Origin of the sequence: Aeromonas enteropelogenes (assembly GCF_000819845.1) — a bacterium.
Lineage (GTDB): Bacteria > Pseudomonadota > Gammaproteobacteria > Enterobacterales > Aeromonadaceae > Aeromonas > Aeromonas enteropelogenes.
Window position 1 is genome coordinate 82,198 of the sequence record NZ_CDCG01000016.1, and the last position, 25,197, is coordinate 107,394.

Annotated in this window: 25 protein-coding genes and 1 pseudogene; 12 read left to right on the forward strand and 14 right to left on the reverse strand. The window is 59.5% G+C overall.

Translation table 11 applies throughout. From position 1 onward, the window contains the following. The first annotated feature begins 3 nt into the window (after positions 1-3). The 7 genes from BN1123_RS06105 (at position 4) to BN1123_RS06135 (ending at position 4,848) form a co-directional block, all read left to right on the forward strand. Positions 4-750 (forward strand): DsbA family protein, encoded by a 747-nt coding sequence (locus BN1123_RS06105; protein ID WP_042025879.1) that lies wholly within the window; start codon positions 4-6, stop codon positions 748-750. Positions 751-753: 3 nt separating this feature from the next. Beyond that, positions 754-1,275 carry a protein disulfide oxidoreductase gene (locus BN1123_RS06110; RefSeq protein ID WP_042025880.1) on the forward strand — a complete coding sequence of 174 codons (522 nt, stop codon included), beginning with the start codon at positions 754-756 and terminating at the stop codon, positions 1,273-1,275. Positions 1,276-1,574: 299 nt separating this feature from the next. Beyond that, a complete protein-coding gene (gene atcJ / locus BN1123_RS06115; RefSeq protein ID WP_026458058.1) occupies positions 1,575-1,859 on the forward strand; it encodes a cold adaptation protein ActJcold adaptation protein ActJ in 285 nt (94 codons plus the stop codon). 6 nt (positions 1,860-1,865) lie between these two features. After that, on the forward strand, positions 1,866-2,396 hold the full coding sequence (atcA, locus tag BN1123_RS06120; protein WP_042025881.1) for a cold adaptation protein AtcA: 531 nt from the start codon (positions 1,866-1,868) through the stop codon (positions 2,394-2,396). 12 nt (positions 2,397-2,408) lie between these two features. Then, positions 2,409-3,176, forward strand: coding sequence for a cold adaptation protein AtcB (atcB, locus tag BN1123_RS06125; RefSeq protein ID WP_042025944.1), 768 nt, complete (start codon positions 2,409-2,411; stop codon positions 3,174-3,176). A gap of 11 nt (positions 3,177-3,187) precedes the next feature. Continuing rightward, positions 3,188-4,090, forward strand: a complete 903-nt coding sequence (gene atcC, locus BN1123_RS06130; protein ID WP_042025882.1) for a cold adaptation protein AtcC — start codon at positions 3,188-3,190, stop codon at positions 4,088-4,090. A 317-nt stretch (positions 4,091-4,407) separates the two neighbouring features. Beyond that, positions 4,408-4,848, forward strand: coding sequence for a hypothetical protein (locus BN1123_RS06135; RefSeq protein ID WP_197064454.1), 441 nt, complete (start codon positions 4,408-4,410; stop codon positions 4,846-4,848). A 199-nt stretch (positions 4,849-5,047) separates the two neighbouring features. Here the strand turns inward: BN1123_RS06135 and BN1123_RS06140 are convergent, their stop codons facing one another. The 3 genes from BN1123_RS06140 to tnaC form a co-directional block, all read right to left on the reverse strand. After that, positions 5,048-6,262 (reverse strand): aromatic amino acid transporter, encoded by a 1,215-nt coding sequence (locus BN1123_RS06140; protein ID WP_042025884.1) that lies wholly within the window; start codon positions 6,260-6,262, stop codon positions 5,048-5,050. 82 nt (positions 6,263-6,344) lie between these two features. Next, positions 6,345-7,802, reverse strand: coding sequence for a tryptophanase (gene tnaA / locus BN1123_RS06145; RefSeq protein ID WP_042025885.1), 1,458 nt, complete (start codon positions 7,800-7,802; stop codon positions 6,345-6,347). Between the two features lie 179 nt (positions 7,803-7,981). Next, entirely contained in the window at positions 7,982-8,101 is a 120-nt protein-coding gene (gene tnaC / locus BN1123_RS22000; RefSeq protein ID WP_082037478.1) for a tryptophanase leader peptide, read from the reverse strand. A gap of 690 nt (positions 8,102-8,791) precedes the next feature. Between tnaC and BN1123_RS06150 the strand changes: the two genes are divergently transcribed. Next, positions 8,792-9,043: a hypothetical protein gene (locus tag BN1123_RS06150; protein WP_042025886.1), complete on the forward strand. Its 252-nt coding sequence runs from the start codon at positions 8,792-8,794 to the stop codon at positions 9,041-9,043. A 140-nt stretch (positions 9,044-9,183) separates the two neighbouring features. Here BN1123_RS06150 and BN1123_RS06155 read toward each other — a convergent pair whose 3' ends face one another. Beyond that, a complete protein-coding gene (locus BN1123_RS06155) occupies positions 9,184-9,396 on the reverse strand; it encodes a hypothetical protein (protein WP_042025887.1) in 213 nt (70 codons plus the stop codon). 447 nt (positions 9,397-9,843) lie between these two features. Here BN1123_RS06155 and BN1123_RS20760 point away from each other — a divergent pair, with 447 nt between their 5' ends. Next, entirely contained in the window at positions 9,844-10,089 is a 246-nt protein-coding gene (locus BN1123_RS20760) for a hypothetical protein (RefSeq protein ID WP_082037479.1), read from the forward strand. A 136-nt stretch (positions 10,090-10,225) separates the two neighbouring features. Here the strand turns inward: BN1123_RS20760 and parC are convergent, their stop codons facing one another. From parC to nudF, 9 genes and pseudogenes are all read right to left on the reverse strand, one after another. Next, positions 10,226-12,517: a DNA topoisomerase IV subunit A gene (gene parC / locus BN1123_RS06160; RefSeq protein ID WP_042025888.1), complete on the reverse strand. Its 2,292-nt coding sequence runs from the start codon at positions 12,515-12,517 to the stop codon at positions 10,226-10,228. A gap of 63 nt (positions 12,518-12,580) precedes the next feature. Further along, positions 12,581-12,892 (reverse strand): antibiotic biosynthesis monooxygenase family protein, encoded by a 312-nt coding sequence (locus BN1123_RS06165; protein WP_042025889.1) that lies wholly within the window; start codon positions 12,890-12,892, stop codon positions 12,581-12,583. Between the two features lie 20 nt (positions 12,893-12,912). Then, positions 12,913-14,799, reverse strand: a complete 1,887-nt coding sequence (parE, locus tag BN1123_RS06170) for a DNA topoisomerase IV subunit B (RefSeq protein ID WP_042025890.1) — start codon at positions 14,797-14,799, stop codon at positions 12,913-12,915. Positions 14,800-14,913: 114 nt separating this feature from the next. Beyond that, positions 14,914-15,027, reverse strand: a pseudogene (locus BN1123_RS20765) (GFA family protein); the annotation flags it as partial. Between the two features lie 36 nt (positions 15,028-15,063). Continuing rightward, on the reverse strand, positions 15,064-15,687 hold the full coding sequence (locus tag BN1123_RS06175) for an NUDIX hydrolase (protein WP_042025891.1): 624 nt from the start codon (positions 15,685-15,687) through the stop codon (positions 15,064-15,066). A gap of 2 nt (positions 15,688-15,689) precedes the next feature. Beyond that, positions 15,690-16,277, reverse strand: coding sequence for a YqiA/YcfP family alpha/beta fold hydrolase (locus BN1123_RS06180; protein ID WP_042025892.1), 588 nt, complete (start codon positions 16,275-16,277; stop codon positions 15,690-15,692). 10 nt (positions 16,278-16,287) lie between these two features. Beyond that, on the reverse strand, positions 16,288-17,106 hold the full coding sequence (cpdA, locus tag BN1123_RS06185; RefSeq protein ID WP_042025893.1) for a 3',5'-cyclic-AMP phosphodiesterase: 819 nt from the start codon (positions 17,104-17,106) through the stop codon (positions 16,288-16,290). A gap of 22 nt (positions 17,107-17,128) precedes the next feature. Next, on the reverse strand, positions 17,129-17,578 hold the full coding sequence (locus BN1123_RS06190; RefSeq protein WP_042025894.1) for a DUF1249 domain-containing protein: 450 nt from the start codon (positions 17,576-17,578) through the stop codon (positions 17,129-17,131). 96 nt (positions 17,579-17,674) lie between these two features. Beyond that, positions 17,675-18,316 carry an ADP-ribose diphosphatase gene (nudF, locus tag BN1123_RS06195; RefSeq protein WP_026456747.1) on the reverse strand — a complete coding sequence of 214 codons (642 nt, stop codon included), beginning with the start codon at positions 18,314-18,316 and terminating at the stop codon, positions 17,675-17,677. A gap of 309 nt (positions 18,317-18,625) precedes the next feature. Here nudF and tolC point away from each other — a divergent pair, with 309 nt between their 5' ends. Continuing rightward, positions 18,626-19,948 carry an outer membrane channel protein TolC gene (gene tolC, locus BN1123_RS06200; protein WP_026456748.1) on the forward strand — a complete coding sequence of 441 codons (1,323 nt, stop codon included), beginning with the start codon at positions 18,626-18,628 and terminating at the stop codon, positions 19,946-19,948. Positions 19,949-20,049: 101 nt separating this feature from the next. On the opposite strand, the gene hldE is transcribed toward tolC, so the two are convergent. Beyond that, positions 20,050-21,477: a bifunctional D-glycero-beta-D-manno-heptose-7-phosphate kinase/D-glycero-beta-D-manno-heptose 1-phosphate adenylyltransferase HldE gene (gene hldE, locus BN1123_RS06205; protein ID WP_042025895.1), complete on the reverse strand. Its 1,428-nt coding sequence runs from the start codon at positions 21,475-21,477 to the stop codon at positions 20,050-20,052. A gap of 204 nt (positions 21,478-21,681) precedes the next feature. Between hldE and lpxL the strand changes: the two genes are divergently transcribed. Further along, the gene (gene lpxL / locus BN1123_RS06210; protein ID WP_042025896.1) at positions 21,682-22,605 is read left to right on the forward strand and encodes an LpxL/LpxP family Kdo(2)-lipid IV(A) lauroyl/palmitoleoyl acyltransferase; all 924 of its coding nucleotides are present in this window, start codon (positions 21,682-21,684) and stop codon (positions 22,603-22,605) included. A gap of 642 nt (positions 22,606-23,247) precedes the next feature. Further along, positions 23,248-25,176: a PTS mannitol transporter subunit IICBA gene (locus tag BN1123_RS06215; protein ID WP_042025897.1), complete on the forward strand. Its 1,929-nt coding sequence runs from the start codon at positions 23,248-23,250 to the stop codon at positions 25,174-25,176. Positions 25,177-25,197: the final 21 nt, after the last annotated feature.

Consider the following 25,197-nt stretch of genomic DNA (forward strand, 5'->3'; position numbering starts at 1 on the left):
CCCATGAAACCGACTCTCAGCACCCTCGCCCTGTTTACCGCCCTCTCTGCCGGCATGCTGACGGCGCCGGCCCTGCACGCCGCTCCCTTTACCCCGGAGCAGGAGGCACGCATCAAGGAGCTCATTCGCGAAACCCTGGTGGCCAACCCGAAGATCCTCGACGAGGCGGCCGAATCCTGGGAGAAGCAGAACGCCGCGGCACAGGCGGCCCAGCTCGGCGACTTCATCAAGGGCAACAAGGATGTGCTGTTCAACAGCACCACCAGCCCGCGCCTTGGCGCCAAAAATCCCAAGCTGACCCTGGTGCTGTTCACCGACTACAACTGCCCCTACTGCAAGCAGTTCGATCCCCGTCTCACCAAGCTACTCAAGGCCTATCCCAACGATCTGGGGCTGGTGATCAAGTTGCTGCCATTCAAGGGGCAGAGCTCCGCCAAGGCGGCCCAGTACAGCCTGACCCTGTGGCAACAGGATCCGGCTCGCTTCCTCACCCTGCACGACAAGCTGATGAGCAAGCAGGGCATGCTGACCGAGGCGGACATCAACAAGGCGCTGGCCGCCACCGGCAACACGGCGCTCAAGCCCGATGCCAAGGCCACCGAAGAGCTGCGCAATAGCTTGCGCATCGGCACCATCCTGGGGGTGCAGGGCACGCCGGCAACGCTCATCGGCAACCAGCTGGTACCGGGGGCCATCCCCTATGAGGAGCTGGAGCAGCTGGTGAAAGACGAGCTGGCCAAGCTGGGGTAAATCATGGCGACCACACCCACCCGGCCCCGCTGGCAACGCTGGGGCAAGGAGGCGCTCTGGCTGCTGCTGATGGCGCTGGTTATCTCCACCCTGCTGGATTTGTGGCGCAGTCCCACCCTGCCTGAGGGAGCCATGAGCGCCCCCATTACCCTGCAGGATGGCACCACCACGGATCTGGCAACACTGAGCCGGGGCAAGCCGCTGCTGGTCTACTACTGGGCCAGCTGGTGCGGGGTATGCCGTTTCACCACGCCGACCGTGGAGACCCTGTGGCAGGAGGGGGAGAACGTGCTGACAGTGGCGCTACGCTCCGGCAGCGACGCCCAACTGCGTGAAGGGATGGCGAAGAAGGGGCTCACCTTTCCCACCCACAATGACGAATCGGGAGCGCTCGCCGCCCGCTGGCAGGTGGGGGTGACCCCCACCTTCCTCATCGTCAAGGATGGGGAGCTGGTAAGCAGCACCACGGGCTGGAGTTCGGGGCTCGGGCTGACGCTGCGCCTGTGGTGGGCGAGCCTTTACTAACCCGGCGCCACGCCAATTGCAAATGCCCGGCCATGCCGGGCATTTTTTCAACCGCCGTCACAGATAGCACCTCTCGCCATTGCCAGAATGGTAACAATCGGCACTTACGCTGTGTCTGACGCCATTCGTCCGCCTGCCAACGAGCCCGGTGATGCAACTTGCTCGCCATATCATCGCCAATGCGTGGCGGTGCGGATCCGTTTCCGTTAAAATGACGGGTTTTTGCCGTGCCTGGTTTGCCAAGCCCGACCAGGCACCCGCAGTGTGAATTCCAAGATGCCAGTGAGGCAGGATCTGCCATGAACAACTACTTTCGGGTGCTGGGCGTCAAGTCCAACGCCAGTGAAAACGACATCAAGAAGGCCTATCGACGGCTGTCGAACCAGTACCACCCCGACAAGCTGATCGGGGCCACTGACGACGAGAAAGAGCAGGCTGCCATCAAGCTGCACCAGATAAAGCAGGCCTATGAAGTGCTGTCCGATCCAAAGCAGCGGGCCGCTTTTATCAAGGATTTCAACAACGTCATCGTGACCGATCCCGCTTCTGCCATGCAGGAGATGTGGGACCAATTCTACCCCTGAGGCATCATGCAAAAAAAATGGGATCAGGCACGACTCAAGGCCCTCTTGAGCGATGCCAGTGAAAATATCGAATCCTACCGGGATCAGGACGACCCCAAGGCGCTGGAACAGTTCACCGGCAAGATGAAGGCCCTGCTGCTGGCCGACATGAGCATGCTGGAGTTCATGCCCGAATACCTGCCACTCGCCCTCTATGGCCGGGTGCAGTTTCCGCCCAAGGCCAAACCGCAGTGGACCCGCTGGCTCACCAGTGGCGAGCAGCCCTCCTGGGACGAGTTCAAAGTGTCGGTGGCGTTCAGCAACGCCGAGCTGCCGCTGGTCAAAGCGGTGCGCGCCCAGAGCGAAGATCAGCTGATGGAAGCCTGCGCCGTGCTGTTCCAGCTCGACAATCCGCTGCCACGCGGCAGCCGCCGTGCCGATGATGACTATGAGCTGCGCGACGACGAGGATGAAGACGGGGAAGATGCCGACGCCGACTACAATGGCGATGAGCGCGACGACGGCGATCAGGATATGTACGACGAAGTACGTTTCTAATTGGGGCAACGCATGAACAACAGTCTGATAGAAATTACCGCCATCGAGATCAAAGAGCTGGCCGTGGTCGAGCCGAAGCAGGCCAGCGAGAAGTTCGAACTGATCGCCAAGACCATGTCTGACGATCAGCTGGCAGAAGTGATTGAAAACATTGATATCGTTACCCTGACCCAGATCAACGGCCAGCACGACATCTCCTTCCCCTCCATCATCTCCGAGCTGATGACCCCGGAGCGGATCCGCGACATCGTCTGCCAGCAGCCCCTCTACTGGGAAGAGGCGATCAAGAACAACGCCGACGAGCTGCAGCAGCACACCTTCGACTTCCTCAACTACCTGATCCGCACTCAGGAGAGCGAAGCCAAGCAGCGCGAGATCCTCGAGTGCGTCGCCGAAGACCCGGCCGGGCTCTTCTACCTCGCCATCCCCTTTATCGAGTTCTATCGCGGCGATCGCTACGAGGATGACGAAGGCTATCGCGACGTGCTGCACGCCGAGGAGGAAGATCTCGAAGAGTCCCTGCGCTACAGCGAACGCCAGCAGAGCGAGGATGTCCACGACTACGCCTTGGATGACCCAAGAAGTCTGTTGATGCTCATCCGCGAGCTGGCTCCCGAGGTGGAGAAATCCATCAAGGCGTTGTTGCGAAATGAGCACTCCACCTGGGATGGCATCATCAACAAGTTCGCCGCCGAGCTGGTTATGCAGGCCAAAGAGAAGAACAAGGTCGAGGAAGACGAGTACGGCGACGTCGACGACATGTTCAGCTTTCTGGATTAAGGAGCCCATTCATGCAGTTAGTCATTCGCGATGCCAACCAGGGCCCCTTTCTCACCCAGGTGCTGCGCTTTGGCCGCGACAACGAGCGTTTGAGCCAACAGCAACTGGCCGCCATCAAGGGCAAGGCGGTGCTGATGAGCCTCAAATTCGCCGACAAGTACTACAACAAGTACAAGATGCACCTGCTGGAACAGGCCGCTCACGACGTCATCGGCGTGGTGAGCTTAGGGTTGCAGGAGCTCTCCCAGCGGGATCCGGCCAAGGCGCTGGCCCTCTTGCAGGCGCCGGAGGGGCCCATCAAGCCGTTCCAGAAAGGCTGGTCCATGCTCATCACCGTCAGCCCCAGGCAGACCGGCAACAGCCTCTACGGTGATGTGGATGCCCGCCTGCTGGACAAGATCTCCAGCCCCCCCGATGTGGAGGAGTGGCAAGGGTGGCAGGAGTACGAGAAGGCGCTGGCCGAGCACAACAAGAACCGATTGATGGGGCTTATCGACCAGCACTTCTTCGCCTGCGAGAACGATCACCCTACCATGGAAGACAAGCTGGCCGAGGCCCTGCTCTATCGCATCCTCTGCGGCAAGGGCAGTGGCGCCGCCCCGCTCAAGGTGAAGCAGGATCTCAAGCGCAAGCTGGCGCGGGAGATTGAGCTCAAGGAGGAGTGGTACGACACCGACCATCTGGCGACCCAGCTCGCCCTGATGCTTGGCGAACTGCCCGCCGACATGGCCGCGGCGATCCGCCAGGAGCTGAGCCCGGGCTTTGTCCCCAACCTGCTCCACACCCTGGGGTTTGTGCGCCAGTACCAGCTGCTGCAAAAAGAGAACGCCTCGCCGGAGAAGCTCGACAGCTTCGAGATGCGCGCCGGCATCAAGCACCCGCTGCTAGGTTGGCCCCTCTATCACGACTTCTGATAGCCAGCCTGCCAACAGGGCGCCCTCTTTGTAATCCAACGCCCGGCTTGCCGGGCGTTGTGCTATCCGGCAACCAGCACAATATTTCCCCCCTGAAATCAAAAACAGGCCAAGAGATCAGCACACATCAAACGACTGGTATTTTTCATCACAGCACGGAATAAATAAACACCGGGGGAAGCCGCAGGAAGGAGGATATCGGTCACAAAAGGGAGCCATTTGATTTTGGTATGCTCTCGATTAATATACCCGTGATTCACACTCACAGTTCAGTGCATTAATCCAAAACCGATCCACTATTATCCATGAGACACATCATGAAAATGAAATACTTGGCGATCATCGCAGCTCTTTTCCTGTCGCACACCGCCAATGCCGGCCCCTATGGGGATGATCTTGCGAAATGCCTTGTAGAATCAACAACAAAAGATGACAGAACGTCTCTCGTCAAGTGGATGTTCGCCTCGGCATCGGCACATCCGGCCGTCAAATCCATCAGTAACGTATCACAAAAAGAACTGGATGATTCCAATGCCACGCTGGGCAAACTCTTTACCAAATTATTGACCAGTTCATGCCGGGATCAGGCAACCAAAGCACTGACTTATGAAGGAACCAATACCATCAGTACCAGCTTCCAGTTATTGGGACAGGTCGCCGCCAGCGAATTGTTTTCCGCTCCTGAAGTGCAGAAGGCCATGTCTGGTATTGAGAAAGGAATCGATAAGGCAGAATTTGAAAAGTTGATGAAAAAATAATTTGGCCAGAAGGGAGTACGGGGGAAATATCGTCATCTCCCGGATGAAATTAAATTGGCCATGATTTATTGATCCGTTGGCTGGGTAACAGATCTCATGTTGCCGCTTAACGAATCCATCTTGCCTGTTACCTCCCCTCTCTCCTTATAACAACGCCCGGCTTGCCGGGCGTTGTGCTATCCGATTTCTGCCTGCGCTACTACCCGGTGAAGATGGGCAGCAGGTTTGCCATATTGAGCAGATGGAACAGCGCGATCAGGATGCCAAACAGGATAACCCCCATCACCATGCCCTGGCCGCCCGGTGCCACGAAGCCCTGATCTCCCCCTTCGGCCTTGCGCGCCTTCATCACCAGCAGGGCCGGGACTATGCAGGTCCAGACGGTAGCGGCCGCTCCGGCGTAACCGATGGCGATGATAAAGCCGAACGGGAACAGGAGTGACATCAGGAGCGGCGGCAAAAAGGTCACGGCCCACGACTTGGCGCGGCCACGGCGACTGTTGTCGAACTTGAACAGATCCGCCAGGTAATCAAATACCCCGAGCCCCACCCCGATAAAGGAGGAGAGAATCGCCGCCATGGAGAAGGCGTGCACCGCATGGTCGACCCTGCGGGAGTCGATCACCGACCCCAGCGCATTGAGCAACGCGTCCACCTCGCCCCCTTGGGCGATGACGGGGCCAAACTGCTGGCGCGGCAGGTTGCCGAAGATGCTCACCAACCAGAGGATGTAGAAACCGAGGGCGATCAGGGTGCCCCCCAGAATGGCCCTCTTGGCCTTGTGTTCGCTCCCGTAATAGGCACGCATCGAGGCCACCGAGTGGTGATAACCGAACGAGGTCAGCGCCACCGGCAGCAGGGCCAGGGCGTAGGGGGCATACCCCATCTCCTGGTGCATGGAGTCAAACAACTGATCCACATTGACCCGCATCGCCAGCCCGGAGACCCCGAACACGAAGCTCAACAGCATGAAGGCGATCAGCACCACCGAGATCCGGTCCACCGCCCGGGTCGAGTGCCACACCAGACTGGAGAAGAACAGCACAAACAGCACGGAGGCGATCTTGCTGTCGATGCCAAGCAGCCCATGCAGGATCAGCCCGGACGAGGTGATGTAGGCGTAGAGCAGGATCCCGCCAACAAAATAGACCGCCAGGTTGTTGAACATATTGACCCTGGATCCCAGCAGATCCCGGGTCACCGTATTGAAGGAGACGGTCAGCTCATAGCCCTTGAATGCCTCCAACAGCATCCAGCCCGAGACCGTCATCACTATCATGGTCAGGGTAATGACCAGGGTGGACCAGCTGGCCCAGGCCCCCGCCCCGGCGCTGGGCAGTCCCAGCATCCCTGCCCCGACACAGACGCTCGCTATGATGCAAGCGCCCCCCACTATGGATGGATTTTTGGCCATCGTATTCCCCCCTGTCTTGTTCCCTGAATGCAGATTCAAAAAAGGCACAGAATCTTCTGTGCCTTGCTTTGCTTATTGGTTGTTATGCTTCGGCCAGCTGCCTGGTCGTCGTCGCCGTATTCGGCGCCACCTCTTCAAGCCGGGCGGTGAAGTGACGCAGCACCGGCGGCTCATAGGTGAAGGCCAGCCCCTTGATATTGGCGGCGTTCTTTTTGACTTCCTGGAATGCCTCAATAATGAAATCCATGTGGGTCTGGGTGTAGGTGGCGCGCGGTATGGTCAGGCGCAGCAGCTCGGCCGGGCAGGCCATCTGCTTGCCGGTGGCCGGGTCACGACCCTGTAGCAGGGAGCCTATCTCGACCGCACGAATGCCGGCGACCTTGTAGAGCTCGCAGGCCAGGGCGTGGGCCGGGAACTGATCCGCCGGGATGTGGGGCAGCAGCTTGCCCGCATCGACGAAAGCCGCGTGTCCCCCTGCCTGCTGGCAGACCACGCCGATCGCCTCCAGCCCGTCCACCAGATACTGCACCTGCTGGATGCGGTAAGCGAGCCAGTCCTGGCGCATGCCGTCGCGCAGGCCGACCGCCAGCCGCTCCATGGCGCCCCCTTCCAGACCGCCATAGGTGGGGAAGCCCTCCTGCACCACGCACAGGGTGCGGCACTCGTTGTAAACGTCCAGCATCGACTCGTCCTTGAAGCAGAGCAGGCCACCCATCTGCACCATGGCGTCCTTCTTGGCGGACATGGCGAGGCCGTCGGCATACTTGTAGGCCTCGCGGGTGATCTGCTCGATGCTCCAGTCGGCGTAGCCGGGCTCTCGCTGCTGGATGAAATAGGCGTTCTCGGCGAAGCGGGCGGAGTCCATGATCACCGGGATCTCGTATTGACGGGCGATGGCATAAACCGCCTTGAGGTTGGCAATGGAGACCGGCTGGCCCCCGGCCGAGTTGCAGGTGATGGTGCTGACGATATAGGGCACGTTGGCCGGACCCGCTTCCAGGATTGCCGCCTCCAGCTTGTCGAGATCGAAATTACCCTTGAAATCGGCGGTGACGCTGGTGTCGAACGCTTCCTTGGTATAGACGTTCTTTGCTACGCAGCAGTTGATCTGGGTATGACCCTGGGTGGTGTCGAAGAAGTAGTTGGAGAGCGCCACCATCTTGCTGCGATCCAGCCCTTTCTCCTGCTCACGCTTCTTGATGAGAACCGGAATGTAGATCTGCTCGGCGCCGCGCCCCTGGTGGGTCGGGATGGTCAGCTCGTAGCCGAAGATCTCCTGCACCGCCTTGCGCAGGGCGTGGAAGCTGCGGCTGCCACTATAAGCTTCGTCGCCGCGCATCATGGCCGCCTGCATGTCCTGGGTGATGGCGCCGGTGCCGCTGTCAGTCAGCAGATCGATAAAGACGTCTTCGCTGTCGAGCAGGAAGGGGTTCATGCCGGCCTGCTTGATGGCGGCCTCGCGGTAGTCACGAGTGGTGCGTTTTACCGGTTCGATAACGCGAATGCGAAACGGCTCGGGCAGGTGTTTGAAATGTTCCATGGTAAACCTCGGCATTATTTTGGCGAACGGGATCGCCATCCGGCGCAAATTAAAGAGTGCGCAGGAAAATAGATAAATAGAGACCCGGCTTGGCTACAATGGCGACAAACCAGATATCAGAAACAGAATGTCAGCACAGGAAAATGTGCAGAAGGGGCCGCCGGCCCACAACGGAAGGCTTATTTGATTGGGAAGAAGAAGGCTATCTTGCGATCAAGATTGAACCATTTGCAGGAAGTGAATGTGCGATTCATGGTGCCCACCCAGTTGAAAATAAAATGTCGATATGACCAGCTCATTATGAACAGAAGGCATCCGGGTTCAATACGCCAGATAAGTAAACTGGGATCTTGATAACATTTTATACAACTCTTTTTGTAACGGGAGTGACGCTCGCCCCGTCACGGCATAGAGCCAAGCGCAGCCAAATAAAGTATAAACATAACAGGGGAAACCATAACGTATTGTATTTAATGATTTTTTAAATACAAGGAAATATAAAAAGCCATCCGCCTACCGGGTGATTTCACCAACGGATGGCCATCAGTCCATGTTAAATTTTGTTGCACTTGCAATCAGCTCGGTTCCCCCTCCTCCCCTTATCAAGGACCATCAGATGCTCCTGTTCCTGGCAGCAAGATGACCGACTGATGGCCAACCTTTTATATCCCTCTGTATTCAAGAGATTAAGGTCAGGGGTCGTCACTCAATATAAAAAGAGAAAACCATAAATACGCTACCCATTGGAATGAGATGAGAGGTTATTAATCAATTGATAATTTAACAGACAGATTAAACCGACTCGTTACGTGCACCATCATCGGCATTTCGTGATAAACAGCCTCCCCAACAAAAGCTCTGGATATATCCAGTCATCTTATCTACCCCCTTTGCGCAATTGTGCCGCCGGGCTCAGCGTTTATAATCCCCGCCTGATATGAAGTGGGGTATTTGACAAGATGAGCAGAAAACCGGACCGCATTACCGCGATGCAGCAGATCATCGATGCCGTCAAACAGGAGTTCCCCCTCTATCAGGCCGACACCTTCAAATGCGGCCCCGACAACACCTGCATCGGCTGCCCGAAGAAGCTGATGGAACTGGTCGATACCGAGCTCTGCTACTGGCAATACCAGATCAATCGCGGCATCCCGCCCACCTTTGACGAGCTATCCAGCTTTGGCAAGATGTGCCGCAATATCCGGCGGGCCCTGGTGCGCAATGGCAGGATCCCTGCCTGACCATTTCGCTGCGTCATACACCTCTGATAGGGCTGGCGGAGTGAAGCCAGCGCTCCCGCGCCCTGCTTTGGCAAACCAGAATGGAAGAAGGAGCCTTATCGGCTCCTTCTTGTTATCTGTGGTGGCGCAGCCTGACCTGATCAGGTCAGGTAGTAGCGCCACATCCGCACCGGCTCCGAGTAACCAACCCGGATGCAAAACGGCGAGAGGTCCTGATTGGCCTGCTCCAGCGTGAGGGTCTGCTGGGCATCCTCCTCGCACCACTGCACAAAATCGTCGCTGTTGAAGCTGTAGTGATCCCCGTGAAAGACCCCGTGGGCCTCGATCAGTCCGATGGCTTTGTCGATCTCCATGATTGGCCTCCTGGCACTGTGCTGCTCCCTTTAAGCTTAGCGAGCAGGGGCGACTAGCGGGGTCTGAACATCCGCTCCATCAGCACTGTGTAGATAGGTAAAAAGGGCAAATAAGAGGGGGCTGGTAAGAGCAGGACAATAATAACCGATTTTCACGAATCGTCTAACTACACCGTACTAATCAGCTATAGGTCCCAGTTCGACATGATTCTGTAATCCGCATCACACATTTTTCATACGAATCCCATGTATAGTGCACTATACATTTTTATAATAATCATGAGGGTTGATATTAATGGCAACAATTTATAGAGCAAAGTGCTTAGACTGCAAGCATGAATGGACAAGTAGAGCAGGTTATGGCACACCTGACTACTGCCCGAAATGCCGTAGCCGTAAAGTGGCATCGAGTCCAATCGGTTAAGTTAACCATAAGGTGGAGGTAGCATGGGGTTCTGGGAATCTGCAGGGGATATAGCCAAAAAAGTAGGTAAGGCAGCCTTAGAAGAAGGGCAAGGAGCTCTTGAACGGTCTAGGCAGTACAGAGAAGAAATGCCCATGAAGAGTGATCGAGAACTAGCTCGTATATTCATAAACGAACGAGGTAGTTCACCATTAAAATCTGGCGCAGCCTTACAAGAACTAAAATCACGTGGCTATTCCAATATTCAAGAGATAAAAAACTTAATATAGGACCATGCGTAAGCAAAATCACAGATTAGGCCTGACATTGCGAACTTAAATATTCATCACATATCACAAAAATCAATTAAACTTCAATAGTTAAAATTAATAATAAGGGAGCAACCAATTCGCTCCCTTTTATTAATTACCCTTCCTGGTTTTCCCCCGCTGTCGGTTCGGCACCGGCGACGGGTTCAATCTCTATTCTATCTACTCGCTGCAAACCGCGGGGCAGCTTGGCGCCACGGCGGCCGCGCTCACCGCGGTAGTAGTCGAGATCCGAGGGTTTCAGGGTCAGCTTGCGCTTGCCGGCGAACAGGGTCACCGACTGGCCCTGCGGAATAACGGCGGCCATCACCACAAACTCCTCTCGCGCCTTGACCCGCGCAGAGGGGATGCTGATGAGCTTGTTGCCCTTGCCCTTGCCGAGTACCGGCAGGGTACTCAGCGGGAACAGCAGCATGCGCCCCTCGTTGGAGATGGCCATGCAGAGATCGGTGTCCGGCGCGCCTATCTTCTGGGGCGCCATGACCATGCCACCTTCCGGCACGGTGAGCAGCGCCTTGCCGTTCTTGTTCTTGCCAATGAGGTCGTCATATTTGCAGACGAAGCCGTAACCGGCGTCGGAACAGATCAGATACGGTTCGCCCTCATTGCCCATCACCAGATGACGCACCTCTTCGCCAGCCCCCAGCGCAAAGCGGCCGGTGAGCGGCTCGCCCTGACTGCGGGCGGATGGCAAGGTGTGGGCCTCCAGCGAATAGGTACGTCCCAGGGTGGAGAGGAACACCGCCTGCTGGTTACTGCGACCGCAGGCGTGGGTGAGGTAGCTATCCCCCGCCTTGTAGGAGAGCCCCTCGGCATCCACATCGTGGCCCTTGGCCGCGCGCACCCATCCCTTGTCAGACAGGATCACGGTGACCGGCTCGCTCGGGGTGAGCTCCTTCTCGGTCAGGGCCACGGCGGTGGCGCGCTCCACCAGCGGAGTGCGACGATCGTCGCCGTACTTCTCGGCGTCCGCCAGCAGCTCTTTCTTGAGCAGGGTATTGAGACGACGCTCGGAACCCAGGATGAGTTCCAGCTTGTCGCGTTCTTCGGCCAGTTCGTTTTGTTCGGCGCGCAGCTTGAACTCTTCGAGCTTGGCCAGGTGGCGGAGTTTCAGCTCGAGGATCGCCTCGGCCTGGGTCTCGCTGATGTTGAAGCGCTCCATCATCACCCGGCCCGGCTCCTCCTCGGTGCGGATGATCTCGATCACCTCGTCGATGTTGAGATAGGCGATGAGCAAGCCTTCGAGGATGTGCAGGCGGGCCAGCACCTTGTCGAGGCGATACTGCAGACGGCGGCGCACCGTCTCACGACGGAAGCTCAGCCACTCGGTGAGGATGGTCTTGAGGTCTTTCACCTGGGGCCGGTTGTCCAGACCCAGGATGTTGAGGTTGACCCGGTAGTTCTTCTCCAGATCCGTGGTGGCGAACAGGTGGGCCATCAGCCCCTCTACATCCACCCGGTTGGAGCGCGGCACGATGACCAGACGGGTCGGGTTCTCGTGATCCGACTCATCCCGCAGATCGGTGACCATCGGCAATTTCTTCGCCACCATCTGGGCGGCGATCTGCTCCATGATCTTGGCGCCGGAGGCCTGATGGGGTAGCGCAGTGATGACGATGTCGCCATCTTCTTCGCTCCAGACCGCCCGCTGCTTGATGGAACCCTTGCCGGTCTCGTAGATTTTGCGGATGTCGTCGCGCGGGGTGATGATCTCGGCGTTGGTCGAGTAGTCCGGTCCCTGGATGTGCGCCATCAGGGCATCCAGCCCGGCAGTGGGGTTGTCCAAGAGCTCCACGCAGGCGTGGGCCACTTCCCGCGCATTGTGGGGCGGGATGTCGGTCGCCATGCCCACCGCGATGCCGGTCACCCCGTTGAGCAGGATGTGCGGCAGGCGAGCGGGCAGCACCACCGGCTCTTTCATGGTGCCGTCGAAGTTCGGCGTCCACTCCACCGTGCCCTGCCCCAGCTCGGAGAGCAGCAGCTCGGAGAAGCGCGACAGGCGCGCCTCGGTATAACGCATGGCGGCGAAGGATTTGGGATCGTCCGGCGCCCCCCAGTTGCCCTGACCGTCTACCAGCGGGTAGCGGTAGGAGAAGGGCTGGGCCATCAGCACCATGGCTTCGTAACAGGCGCTGTCGCCGTGGGGGTGGTACTTACCGAGTACGTCACCCACGGTACGGGCGGACTTCTTGTGCTTGGAGAGGGCGGAGAGCCCCAGCTCGCTCATGGCGTAGATGATGCGCCGCTGCACGGGCTTGAGGCCGTCGCCGATGTGCGGCAGGGCCCTGTCCATGATGACGTACATGGAGTAGTTCAGGTAAGCCTGCTCGGTAAAGGCGCGCATGGGCTGGCGCTCTACCCCGTCCAGACTGAGCTCTAGATCACTCATGTGGTGCTTCTCTTGGTTATTTGGGTCGCGGCCGTGGCCGCCAAAATCGTGGGCAAGGGCGCGTTACAGACCGTAATCGCGCTCCACCCTTGCAATGCGTGTCTTGAAGGTGCGATACCACTGCTCGCGGCCGAGGCGCTGGGCCTCCCGGTGCTCGAGATCGCTCTTCCAGTGGCGGATCGACTCGAGATCGCGCCAGTAGGAGACAGTGATGCCCACCCCGTCACGGGCCGACTCCACGCCGAGAAAACCCGGCTGGGTGCGGGCCAGTGCCAGCATGCGTTCGGCCATGGCGGCGTAGCCCTCATCCACGTCGGTGCGCTGCGAGGTGAAGATCACCGCGTAGTAAGGGGGTTCCGGGGTATTGGCTATCATCTGTGCTCCTTGTCCGGCACTCACACTTCGGCGAGGTTGCCCTTCTCTTCCAGCCACTCGCGGCGATCACTGGCGCGCTTCTTGGCCAGCAGCATGTCCATCAGCTGCAGCGTCTCTTCCCCTTCGTCCATGGTGAGCTGCACCAGGCGACGGGTGTTGGGATCCATGGTGGTTTCCCGCAGTTGCTTGGGGTTCATCTCGCCCAGGCCCTTGAATCGGGTCACCATCACCTTGCCCTTCTTCTTCTCGGCCTCGACCCGCTGCAGCACGCCGTTCTTCTCGTCCTCATCGAGGGCGTAGAACACCTCCTTACCGATATCGATACGATACAGGGGCGGCATGGCCACATAGACGTGGCCCTGCTCCACCAGGGCGCGGAAGTGCTTCACAAAGAGGGCGCAGAGCAGGGTGGCGATGTGCAGACCGTCGGAGTCCGCATCCGCCAGGATGCACACCTTGCCATAGCGCAGGCCACTGAGATCGTTGGAGTCGGGATCGAGCCCGATGGCCACCGAAATATCGTGCACCTCCTGCGAGGCGAGCACCTGACCGGCCTCCACCTCCCAGGTGTTCAGGATCTTGCCGCGCAGGGGCATGATGGCCTGGAACTCGCGATCCCGCGCCTGCTTGGCGCTGCCGCCCGCGGAGTCACCCTCCACCAGGAACAATTCGCCTTGCATGGGATCGGCGCAGCCGCAATCGGTGAGCTTGCCGGGCAGCGCCGGGCCTTGCGTTATCTTCTTGCGCACCACCGTCTTGGCGGCGCGCATCCGGCGCTGGGCGCTGGAGATGCAGAGCTCGGCCAGCTGTTCGGCCAGCTCGGTGTTGCTGTTCAAGTAAAGGCTGAAGGCATCCTTCACCACACCGGAGACAAACGCCGAACTCTGGCGGGACGATAGCCGCTCCTTGGTCTGACCGGCAAACTGCGGATCCTGCATCTTGATGGAGAGGATGTAGGCGCAGCGATCCCAGATATCTTCCGGGGTGAGCTTGACCCCGCGCGGCAGCAGGTTGCGGAACTCGCAGAACTCGCGCATGGCGTCGAGCAGGCCCTGACGCAGGCCGTTGACGTGGGTACCGCCCTGGGCGGTGGGAATGAGGTTCACATAGGATTCGGCGAGGCATTCGCCTCCTTCCGGCAACCAGCACAGGGCCCAGTCCACCGCCGACTGATCGGTGCTGAAGGTGCCGACGAAGGGCTGCTCCGGCAGGCAGGTGAACTGCTTGACCGCGTCGATGAGGTAATCCTTGAGGCCGTCTTCGTAGCACCACTCAAGCTTGATGCCGGTGTTCTTGTCGAGGAACTTGATGGTGAGGCCCGGGCAGAGCACGGCCTTGGCCTTGAGCAGATGTTCGAGCTTGGAGACCGAGAACCTGGGGGAGTCGAAATAGCTCGCCTGCGGCCAGAAACGCACCCGGGTGCCTGTGTTGCGACGCCCGCAGGTACCTGTGATGGTCAGCTCCTGCACCTTGTCGCCACGCTCGAAGGCGATGTCATAGACCTGGCCGTCGCGGCGCACCGTCACCTCGACCCGATCGGAGAGGGCATTCACTACCGAGATACCCACCCCGTGCAGACCGCCGGAGAACTGATAGTTCTTGTTGGAGAACTTGCCCCCCGCGTGCAGCTTGCAGAGGATGAGCTCCACCCCGCACACCCCTTCCTCCGGGTGGATGTCGACCGGCATGCCGCGGCCATCGTCGATCACCTCGAGGGACTGATCCTCGTGGAGGATCACCTCCAGATTGCGGGCATGCCCCGCCAGCGCCTCGTCGACGCTGTTGTCGATGACCTCCTGGCCGAGGTGATTGGGCCGGGTGGTGTCGGTATACATGCCGGGGCGACGACGCACCGGTTCAAGGCCATTGAGGACCTCAATGGCATCCGCATTGTATTGAGTAGACATGGAGGGCCTTGCGAATTGACGTTTGGAGGGAATCTTAACTGCTAGGCGGGATCAGGACAAACGCCCCGCACAGAAAGCTTGATCTGAATAGGCGCGCGGCCCGCTTTTGACTCATCGGCGGGGCGCTACCACGCCGTCCGGCAAGCTGAGTTCCAGCACCAGGGCCCCGCAATCGCAGCTGGCCTTGTGCTTCACCTGAATGGGGGTATTGCCGATACGCTTGATCATCTTGCCTCCTTGCCACCAATCCACGTGCCGAGTGAATCAATCGAACAGGGTATCGCCCCGCCCCTCTTGCACATGCCGGTGCAGGGTATGCAGCTGGGATTCCACCACCCGGTGGCGGGAGAGTGGGGGCAGTGCCTCGATGGGGAAATAAGCCGCCCCCCGGGTTTCATCGGTTTCGGTGAGCAGCTGGCCGCCGGTCACCTCGCACAGGAAGAAGGCCTTGTGAGCGTGGGGCAGCTGGGGCGGATGGGGGTGTTTGAGCTTGTCGAACAGGGCCAGCAGTTGCACCGCCCGGCACTCGAGGCCGGTCTCTTCCACTACTTCGCGCACCACGGCAGCAGCCGGCGAGTCGCCGATATCGCACCAGCCACCCGGCAGAGTCCAGCCGCCGTCGCAGCGCTCCTGCACCAGCAGGACCCGCCTTGCCTCATCCACGATGAAAGCACGCACATCCAGCTTGGGGGTGGGATAGCCAGTGTCGAGGGCGATCCAGTCGCTGATGGCCTCGGGGGCCAGCTCGCTCTGGCTGACAATAAGGGCTGCCGTGGCCGCTCTCAGCGCCTCGAAGCGGGCGATATCGAAAGGGTCTTTGGAGTAGGTGAGCCCCGCTTGCGCCGTGGCCAGTACCTGTTCGAGGAAGGCGGCCAGCGGCGGTTGCACGGCTAGAGCCCGAGGAAGCGGACGATTTGGGCGGGGTAGCGCTCGAACGCCACGAAGGCGTGGTTACCACCGCACTCCAGCGACAGGCGGGCGAAGCGGTACTCCTCCAGCGCCTTGCGATAGTCCAGCACTTCATCTTCCTGCTGTTGCAGCACCCAGAGCCGCTCGGGGGCGGTCACCGGCACCGCCAGCGCTCTCAGCTCGTCCATGTGCGCCGGCAACAGCTCGTAGCGCTCGTCGGTATAAGGATTGGTTTGGGGACCCAGATAGTCGCAGAGCAGCTCATGGGGACGCACCGCCGGATTGATCAAGGCCGAGCGGCAGCCATACAACTCACTGACTCTGGTCGCCATAAAGCCGCCGAGGGAGCTGCCCACGGCGCCGAGCCGCAGCGCAGTGCCATGGCGAGCGACAAGATCCGCGATGGTCTGCTCGATGGCCGCCCAGGCCGCCGCCGGGGTATTGGGCTGGGCCGGGATCACCACCTCGATATCGGGCCTATGTTCTGCCACCCAGGACGCCATCTGCTGGGCCTTGGCGGAACCCGGCGAGGAGTTGAAACCGTGCAGGTAGAGGAGGACGGGTTTCATGCTGTGCTCCTCAGTAACCGGTGGCATTGGGGTCGGGCACGAACTGGCCGACCGGCAGGCGCCACACCTGGCTGGCGATGCGGCCACCCGGGTAGAGGGTGAGGTAGCGCCAGCCCGGGCCGGACTCGTCCAACGCGAAACCATCGGAGAGCGGCTTGAACTGGATGCAGGTGGAGGGGCTGGAAATCAGCCGTACCCCGCGATGCACCTCGTCGAACTCCTGGTGAACGTGACCAAACAGTATGGTCTTCTGCTGCGGATGGCGGGCCAGCACGGCAAACAGGTCGTCGGCGTTCTTGAGGTTGTGCTGATCCAGCCAAGCGCAGCCCACCGGCACCGCCTGATGGTGCAGGGCGATGAGGGCGTGACGATCCGGATATTGGCGCAGGGCGTTGTCGAGAGCCTCCAGCTGGTGATCCCCGATCATGCCGTGAGGTTTGCCGCGCACCTGGGTGTCGAGCAGGATCACCTGCCAGTGTTCGCCCACCAGCTGCTTGGCCTCGCTGATCCCGGCGGCATGCAAGTGCTCCGTCATCAGGGGGCTGTCGTCATGATTGCCGGGCAGCCAGTAGATGGGGCGAGAGAGCGGCGCCATCATGGTGGCGAAGCGCTGGTAGGACTCCGGACTGTGATCCTGCGACAGATCGCCGGTGGCCAGGATCAGGTCGTAAGGGTGGGCGTTGGCCTGCACCTGATCCAGCACGGCGGCCAGGCTCTCTGCGGTGCGCACAGCCAGCAGCCGCCCCTCGGCGCTGGCGAAAAGATGGGTATCGGTAATTTGCAGCAGGTGCACACTGCCGTCCTGCGCCTGAGGTAGCTCTGTTTCCAAAATCACGCTTCTTTATATTTGTTCAACTGGAGATATTGATCGGACTGGTACCATGTCTGAGACAAAATTTCAGCCATTCGGCCAGAAACAGATTTACCTGCTCCTTTTCATCCCGCTGGTGCATCTTTTTATTGGGATAATCATAACGTGGTTGCAAACGAGAAATCTGTTGCGTTGCACACACTTCCGCCATTCGCACATCATGATACAAACGAATCTCTATTTGTGCTTGCAGGTATTCGGGCAATTCGGGATTGTGCTGGCTCAGCAGCACCTCGCTGGTAAAGCGGCTCTCGCCACAGACGGTGAGCTGGAACTGCAGATCGTTACCGACCCGGTAGCGCCGCTCGGTCCCTACCTCCCCACCCGGGGGCAGCAGCTTCATCAGCGCCATATAGTTCACCTCGCAGGTGCGCTGCAGGGACATCAAATCAGGCACATAACGTTTGAACGGGCTCTGGACTAACGACATGTTGCAACTCCATCAATCCAATCCCACGGGTAGTTGAACTCGCAAGCGAGCAGATCTGGCATGTGAATGCTGGCCTGAAGCCGGGTCATCGCCATCTCAGCGATCCGCCAGCCAGCGGGCGCGCAGCTCGCCATGATTGAGAGCCAGCCACTGCAGGGCGATGACGGAGGCAGCGTTGTCGATGCGCCCCTCCTTGAGCCAGGCATAGGCCTGCTCGCGGCTCACCACGTGCACCCGGATATCTTCCCCCTCTTCCGCCAAACCGTGCAGTCCCTCGGCCTTGCTGGCATCCACCTCGCCCACATAGACCTCGATCCGCTCCGTGCTGCCACCCGGACTCACCAGATAGCTGATGGCGTGCTCGCAGCGACCCACCTCGATGCCGGCCTCTTCCACCGCTTCGCGACGTACTACGGCCTCGGCAGTCTCCCCTTCATCTATGATGCCGGCCACCAGCTCCAGCAGCCAGGGGGTGCGACTGGTTTCCATGGCGCCGATGCGAAACTGCTCCACCAGCACAATCTGGTCGCGTACCGGATCATAAGGGAGCAGCGCGGCGGCGTGGCCCCGCTCGAACAGCTCGCGGACTATGGGTTGATTCCAGCCACCAGCAAATAACCTGTGCTGCAAACGATAAACGTTCACCTTGAAGAAGCCGTTATAACCCGATGATTTTGAAATTATTTTTACGTCTTCGGCGGCATAATGCCGATCCTGCGGCAGGGGATGCTGTGACATACGAGGCTCCCGTTAGCTTGACTTGAATCTGTTTGACCATAAAATCCGAGGAACATGAATGAACATTCATTCACTCTCTGCACCAAGGTCAATGAGGGGTGGATTTTAGCAGCCACAGACCATTTGGCTAGGCACAGGGGGGAGAAAATAGCGTTCGGTTCTTGACGTTCCCGTCACTGGACCGGAGACTCTTGGCATTAAATTTTGCTAACTAGTAGAGTGATTAAGCTGCAATCAAGCTTGGTCGGTGACAATATTTGCCCTCTTCCAGCAACCATTTTGGGTTACTACATAAGGTTAAAACGATCTATGAAAAGAACACTCTTGTCCGTCATGGTGTTGCTGGGCGTCAGTGCCGGTGCCCATGCCGAGAACCTGCTCGACATCTACCAACAGGCCCAGCTCAAAGACCCGCAGTTGTTGCAATCCAAGGCAGTACGCGACCAAGCCTTCGAGAAGATCAATGAATCCCGCGCAGCCCTGTTGCCCCAGATCAACCTGGGCGCTGGTCTGAACTACCTGCAGAACAAGAACGATACCCAGACCGGTACCACCGCCAGCGGCTCCCTCTCTCTGGATCAGTCCATCTATCGTCGCAGCAACTGGGTCAACCTGGATCTGACCGAGAAGAGTGCCACCCAGTCTGACGTCGCCTACAACCTTGAAATCCAGAACCTGATGCTGCGTACCGCCCAGGCCTATTTCAACGTGCTCAAGGCGATGGACACCCTGGAATTCGTGCGTGCCAACAAGGTGGCCGTAGAGCGTCAGCTGGAGCAAACCCAGCAGCGTTTCGAGGTGGGTCTGACCGCCATCACCGACGTGCATGAAGCCGAAGCCTCCCGTGACCAGGCGCTGGCGGACGAGATCAGCGCCGAGAACGAGCTGGACAACAGCTACGAGACCCTGCGCGAGCTGACCGGTATAGACCATCGTTCGCTGGATGTGCTCAACACCGAACGCTTCAGCCCGCAGAAGACCGCTTTTGGCTCCGACAAGTGGCTGGAGCTGGCGCTGGACAAGAACCTGCAACTGCACAGTGCCCGCATCGCGAAAGACATCGCCAAGGAACAGATCGATCTGGCCAAGACCGGCCACGAACCGACTCTGGATCTGGGTGCCGGTCTCTCCGCCAGCAACACCGACTACAAGGATGAAGTGATCAACCCCGAGAGCAATGGCAACCAGGCCAATGTCGGGCTGACCTTCAAGCTGCCCATCTACAGCGGCGGCGCCACCAGCTCCCAGGTTAAACAGGCACAGTTCAACTATGTGGCCGCAAGCGAGCTGCTGGAGAAGAACTTCCGCTCGGTGCAGAGCACGGTGCGCTCTTCCTACAATAACGTAAACGCCAGCATCGGCTCGGTACGTGCCTACAGCCAGTCCGTCATCTCCGCCGACAGCGCCCTGAAGGCGACCGAAGCCGGTTATGAGGTCGGTACTCGTACCATCGTCGACGTGCTGGACTCCACCCGCAAGCTGTACGACGCCAAGCAGAAGCTCTCTGCCGCCCGTTACAACTACATCCTCAACATCCTGAGCCTGAAACAGGCGGCCGGCATCCTGGAAGAGCAGGATCTGGTAGAAGTGAACCAGGGACTGATGCCCGCCAGCGCCAAACCCAAGGCCTGATAGCATTACCCGGATATGAAAAAGGCGACCACAAGGTCGCCTTTTTGCTGCCCGTTGCCAGGTCAGGAAGCCGGGCCAGCCTTAGCGGGCCCCGCTCGACCTTAACCGCGTTCGCGGATGGTCTTGATGATGTCGGTAGTGGAGCAGCCGTCTTCGAAGTTGAGAACACGCACTTCGCCACCGTTGGCAGTCACCTCGGCGTAACCGGCGATCTCTTCCGGCTTGTAGTCGCCCCCCTTGACCAGCAGATCTGGCAGGATCTCGGCGATCAGACGCTGCGGCGTGTCTTCACCAAACGGCACAACCCAGTCCACGGCACCCAGCGCAGCCAGCACCGCCATGCGACGCTCGGTGGGGTTGACCGGACGGCCCGGCCCCTTGAGGCGGCGCACCGACTCGTCGGTGTTGACCGCCACGATCAGGCGATCCCCCAGCTTGCCGGCATTGGCCAGATAGGAGACGTGACCAGCGTGCAGGATGTCGAAGCAGCCATTGGTCATCACCACCTTCTCGCCGCGCAGGCGGGCGGCGCGCACGGCCACCTTCAGCTGGGCCTCGGACATGACGCCGAAGCCGGTCTCCTGCTCGGTGTAGAGCGCGTTGGCCAGCTCCACCGGGCTGACGGTGGAGGTACCCAGTTTGCCGACCACGATGCCGGCAGCCGTGTTGGCCAGGGCACAGGCTTCATCCAGGCTCTTGCCTGCCGCCAGTGAGGTAGCCAGGGTGGAGATCACTGTATCGCCGGCACCGGTGACGTCATAGACCTCGTGAGCCTGGGCCGGCAGGTGCAGCTCGGGCTGCCCTTCACGGATCAGGGTCATGCCGTTTTCGGAACGGGTCACCAGCAGGGCATCCAGCTCGAAACGCTTGACCAGTTCCAGGCCTTTGGCGACCAGCTCGTCTTCGCTCTTCACCTTGCCTACCACGGCCTCGAACTCGGACATGTTGGGGGTCAGCAGGGTGGCGCCACGATACTTCTCGAAGTCGGTTCCCTTGGGATCGACCAACACCGGGATACCGGCGGCGCGGGCACGCTTGATCATGCCGGGCACGTCGTTGAGGGCACCCTTGCCATAGTCGGAGAGAATCATCACGTCGGAGTTCGGCAGCGCCTGCTCCACCTTGCCCATCAGCAGGGACGCATCGACCGCATGGAAGCCCTCTTCAAAGTCGAGGCGCAGCAACTGCTGGTTGCGCGACAGCACCCGCAGCTTGGTGATGGTCGGATAGTCGGCCAGACGCACGAAGTCACAGGCGACCTTGACGCCGGCCATCTGGCCAGCCAGGGCATCGGCCGCCTCATCCTGACCGGTCAGGCCCAGCAGCACAGCCTGGGCACCCAGCGCGGCGGAGTTGAGGGCCACGTTGGCAGCGCCGCCCGGGCGCTCCTCGATGTGCTCAACCTTGACCACGGGCACCGGTGCCTCGGGCGAGATCCGGCCGGTGGGGCCATGCCAATAGCGGTCAAGCATGACATCGCCAACGACCAGAATGCGGGCTTTTTCAAACTCGGGCAGGGTGATCTTCATCTGTATAGACTCTCAAAACCTGAAAAATCAGCCGCCGATTTTATCACACTCTTTTAGCCGGTGTAGAAAAAGCCGAACGCGGTTGCCAACCCTTGTCACGTAAAGCGGACGCAACGACCCCTCTGACCAGCGCACGGCCATTCGCCCACTCGCCCCCTTTTCGGATAGAATCTCCCGATTGTGTTTGCGAACAAGAGATTAGCCATGGCACACGACAACGCTCCCCGCCTTGAGCCCCGCCTGTTTCATCCCCGTTACTGGGCCAGCTGGTTCGGCCTCTCCCTGCTTTGGCTGCTGACACTGCTGCCGTGGCGCAGCCAGATGTGGCTGGGGCGCCACCTCGGTCGTCTCGCCGCCAAGGTGCTCAAATCGCGGGTCAGAATTGCCCGCCGCAATCTGGAGCTGGCAATGCCCGAGCTGACCAAGGATCAGCGGGAGAAGCTGCTTGTGCAGAATTTCGAGAGCGTCGGCTGCGCCATCTTCGAAGTGGGCATCGCCTGGTTCTGGCCGGACTGGCGGATGCGCAACCTGATGAAGGTAGAAGGAGAAGAGCACGTCATCGCCGCCGTGGAACAGGGCCAGGGCATGCTGTTGCTCTCCTGTCATTTCCTGACTCTGGAGCTCAATGCCCGCTGCTTCGGTCTGGTACGTCCCGGGGTCGGCGTCTATCGCCCCAACACCAACCCGGTGCTGGAATATGCCCAGTACCATGGCCGCTGTGCCTCCAACAAATACCTGGTGGATCGCACCGACGTGAAGGGGATGATCAAGGCGCTGCGCAACGGCGACGCGCTCTGGTACGCGCCGGATCACGACTACGGTGCTCATGCCAGCGTGTTCGTACCCTACTTCGCGGTGGAGCAGGCCGCCACCATCACAGGCACCGCCACCCTGGCGCGGGTGAAGAACACCGTCACCCTGCCCTGCTACAACATCCGCACCAAAGAGGGCTACACCCTGCACATAGGGGCACCGCTGGCCGATTACCCCACTGGCGATGACCTGGCCGATGCCGCCCGTGCCAACAGGGAAATAGAAGCCGCCGTTCGGCAGGCGCCGGAGCAATACATGTGGCTGCACCGCCGCTTCAAGACCCGCCCCTCCCCCGAGGACGCCGGCTTCTACTAACGCCCCCTGTGATAAAAAGCCCATAAAAAAACCGCCTGCTGGCGGTTTTTTTATGGGCCTTCCACGAACCTCGATGCTCTCTCTCATCGCCCTCATCAAACGGCCTTTGGCAAGAGAAATCGACGCTCACATAAATCCCTTTCTCCCCTCTGCAAGTAACACCTGATGCTAAACGAACGAGACCTAGTTACTTAGGGCAAAAACTGAAAGTGGGTTACAAATTTATTGATTCATTGGTGAGCAGGATTTGATCGCCAGAAATCGATTGCTACCACCCCGAATAGTTGCACTCGCCAGCAAGCCTCGTTTGGATGCAAAAATTAAATTTGTGATACAGATCATCTATTTCAGTATCTTGCGCAAACGATAAATGGTGATATCGATCACAAAAAATGGGAGTAAAAAACAGGAAATGTCGAAATGTAGCCGAATTACATAAATTTAATGTGATCGGCGTCACTATGAATAGATGTGCCACCCCGGGGTATGTGAGATGTAGATCACAAGACACCCCGTTTTCAGCCTAATTTGATCGCAAGCTGGTAGATTGAAGTTGCTTAGACGACTAGGGATGGGGGTTCGGCAAAACCCGTCATCCCGACTACTACTTTCAATCAAACAGGCTTAAAACGGGGTGCCGTCATGTTATCACCGGATACCAAAGTCAAGATACAGAATTTTGGACGCTTCCTGTCCAATATGGTCATGCCCAACATAGGCGCCTTCATCGCCTGGGGGTTCATTACCGCCCTCTTCATCCCCACCGGCTGGCTGCCGAGCGAAACCTTGGCCAAGCTGGTCGGCCCCATGATCACCTACCTGCTGCCGCTGCTGATTGGCTACACCGGCGGCAAGCTGATGGGTGGTGAGCGGGGCGGCGTGGTGGGCGCCATCACCACCATGGGGGTCATCGTCGGTACCGACATCCCCATGTTCATGGGTGCCATGATGGTTGGCCCCCTCGGCGGCTGGGCCATCAAGCGCTTCGACAAGGCGATGGACGGACGCGTCAAGAGCGGTTTCGAGATGCTGGTCAACAACTTCTCCGCCGGTCTCATCGGCATGTTGCTGGCCATCCTCGCCTTCTTCGTGATCGGTCCCTTCGTCAAGGTGCTCTCCGGCATGCTGGCGGGCGGTGTCGGCTTCCTGGTTGACAACAACCTGCTGCCCCTCACCTCCATCTTCGTCGAACCGGCCAAGATCCTGTTCCTCAACAACGCCATCAACCACGGCATCTTCTCGCCGCTGGGGATCCAGCAGGCCACCGAGCAGGGTCGTTCCATCTTCTTCCTGATCGAAGCGAATCCGGGCCCTGGCATGGGCGTGCTGCTGGCCTACATGGTGTTCGGTCGCGGCGCCGCCAAGCAATCTGCCGCCGGCGCCTCCATCATCCACTTCTTCGGTGGCATCCACGAGATCTACTTCCCGTACGTACTGATGAATCCGCGCCTCATTCTGGCCGTCATCGCCGGTGGCATGACAGGGGTCTTCACCCTGACCCTGTTCAACGCGGGTCTGGTCTCCCCGGCGTCTCCGGGCTCCATCTTCGCCGTGCTGCTGATGACACCCAAGGCTTCCCTGGTGGGCGTGCTGCTCTCCATCGCCGCCGCTACTACCGTCTCCTTCCTGGTCGCCGCCGTCTTTGTCCGTGCCCAGCAGCCGGAAGCCGACGAGGCCGATGCGCTGGATGAAGCCACTCGCAAGATGAAAGCCATGAAAGGCGGCAAACCGGAAAGCGCCCCCGCCAAGAAGAGCAATGGCGAACTGATGGCGGTACGCAATATCGTGGTTGCCTGCGATGCGGGCATGGGCTCCAGCGCCATGGGTGCCGGCATGCTGCGCAAGCGGGTGCAGGCCGCCGGTCTCGACATCAGCGTGACCAACCGCGCCATCGATCAGCTCGATGATCAGGTGGACTGGGTCATCACCCACAAGGATTTGACCGAGCGGGCCCGCCGCCATGCGCCGAATGCTCATCACATTTCGCTCACCAACTTCCTCGACAACGCGCTCTATCAGGAGCTGGTACAAAGCCTGACCCAGGCCCGCGCCGCCAACGACGACGTGGCCAACCCCAGGCTGCTGGTGGCTGCCAACGATGACAACTATGAGCAGCAGGAGCCGGAAGTCTTCACCCTGAGCCTGCAGGACGTTCATCTGGGCCTCAAGGCCGACAACAAGGAAGAGGCCATCCTGGCGGCCGGCAAGCTGCTGGCGGAGCGGGGCTATGTGGCACCGGACTACGTCAACGCCATGCTGGAGCGCGAGCAGCTGGTCTCCACCTATCTCGGCGAGTCCATCGCCGTGCCCCACGGCACCATCGCCGCCAAGGAGCACGTCAAGCGTACCGGCATCGTCATCTGCCAGTATCCGGCCGGCGTTCCGTTCGGTGAGGCGGCGGACGAGGTGGCACGCCTGGTGATCGGCATCGCCGCCCGCAACGACGAACACATTCAGGTGATAACCCGCCTGACCAATGCACTGGATGAACCCGGTCTCATCGACCAGTTGGCCAGCACCACGGATCCCCAGGCTTTCCTGGATCTGCTGGGTGCCGAACAGGCTGCCTAATCATCCTTCATCGTCTTTGGT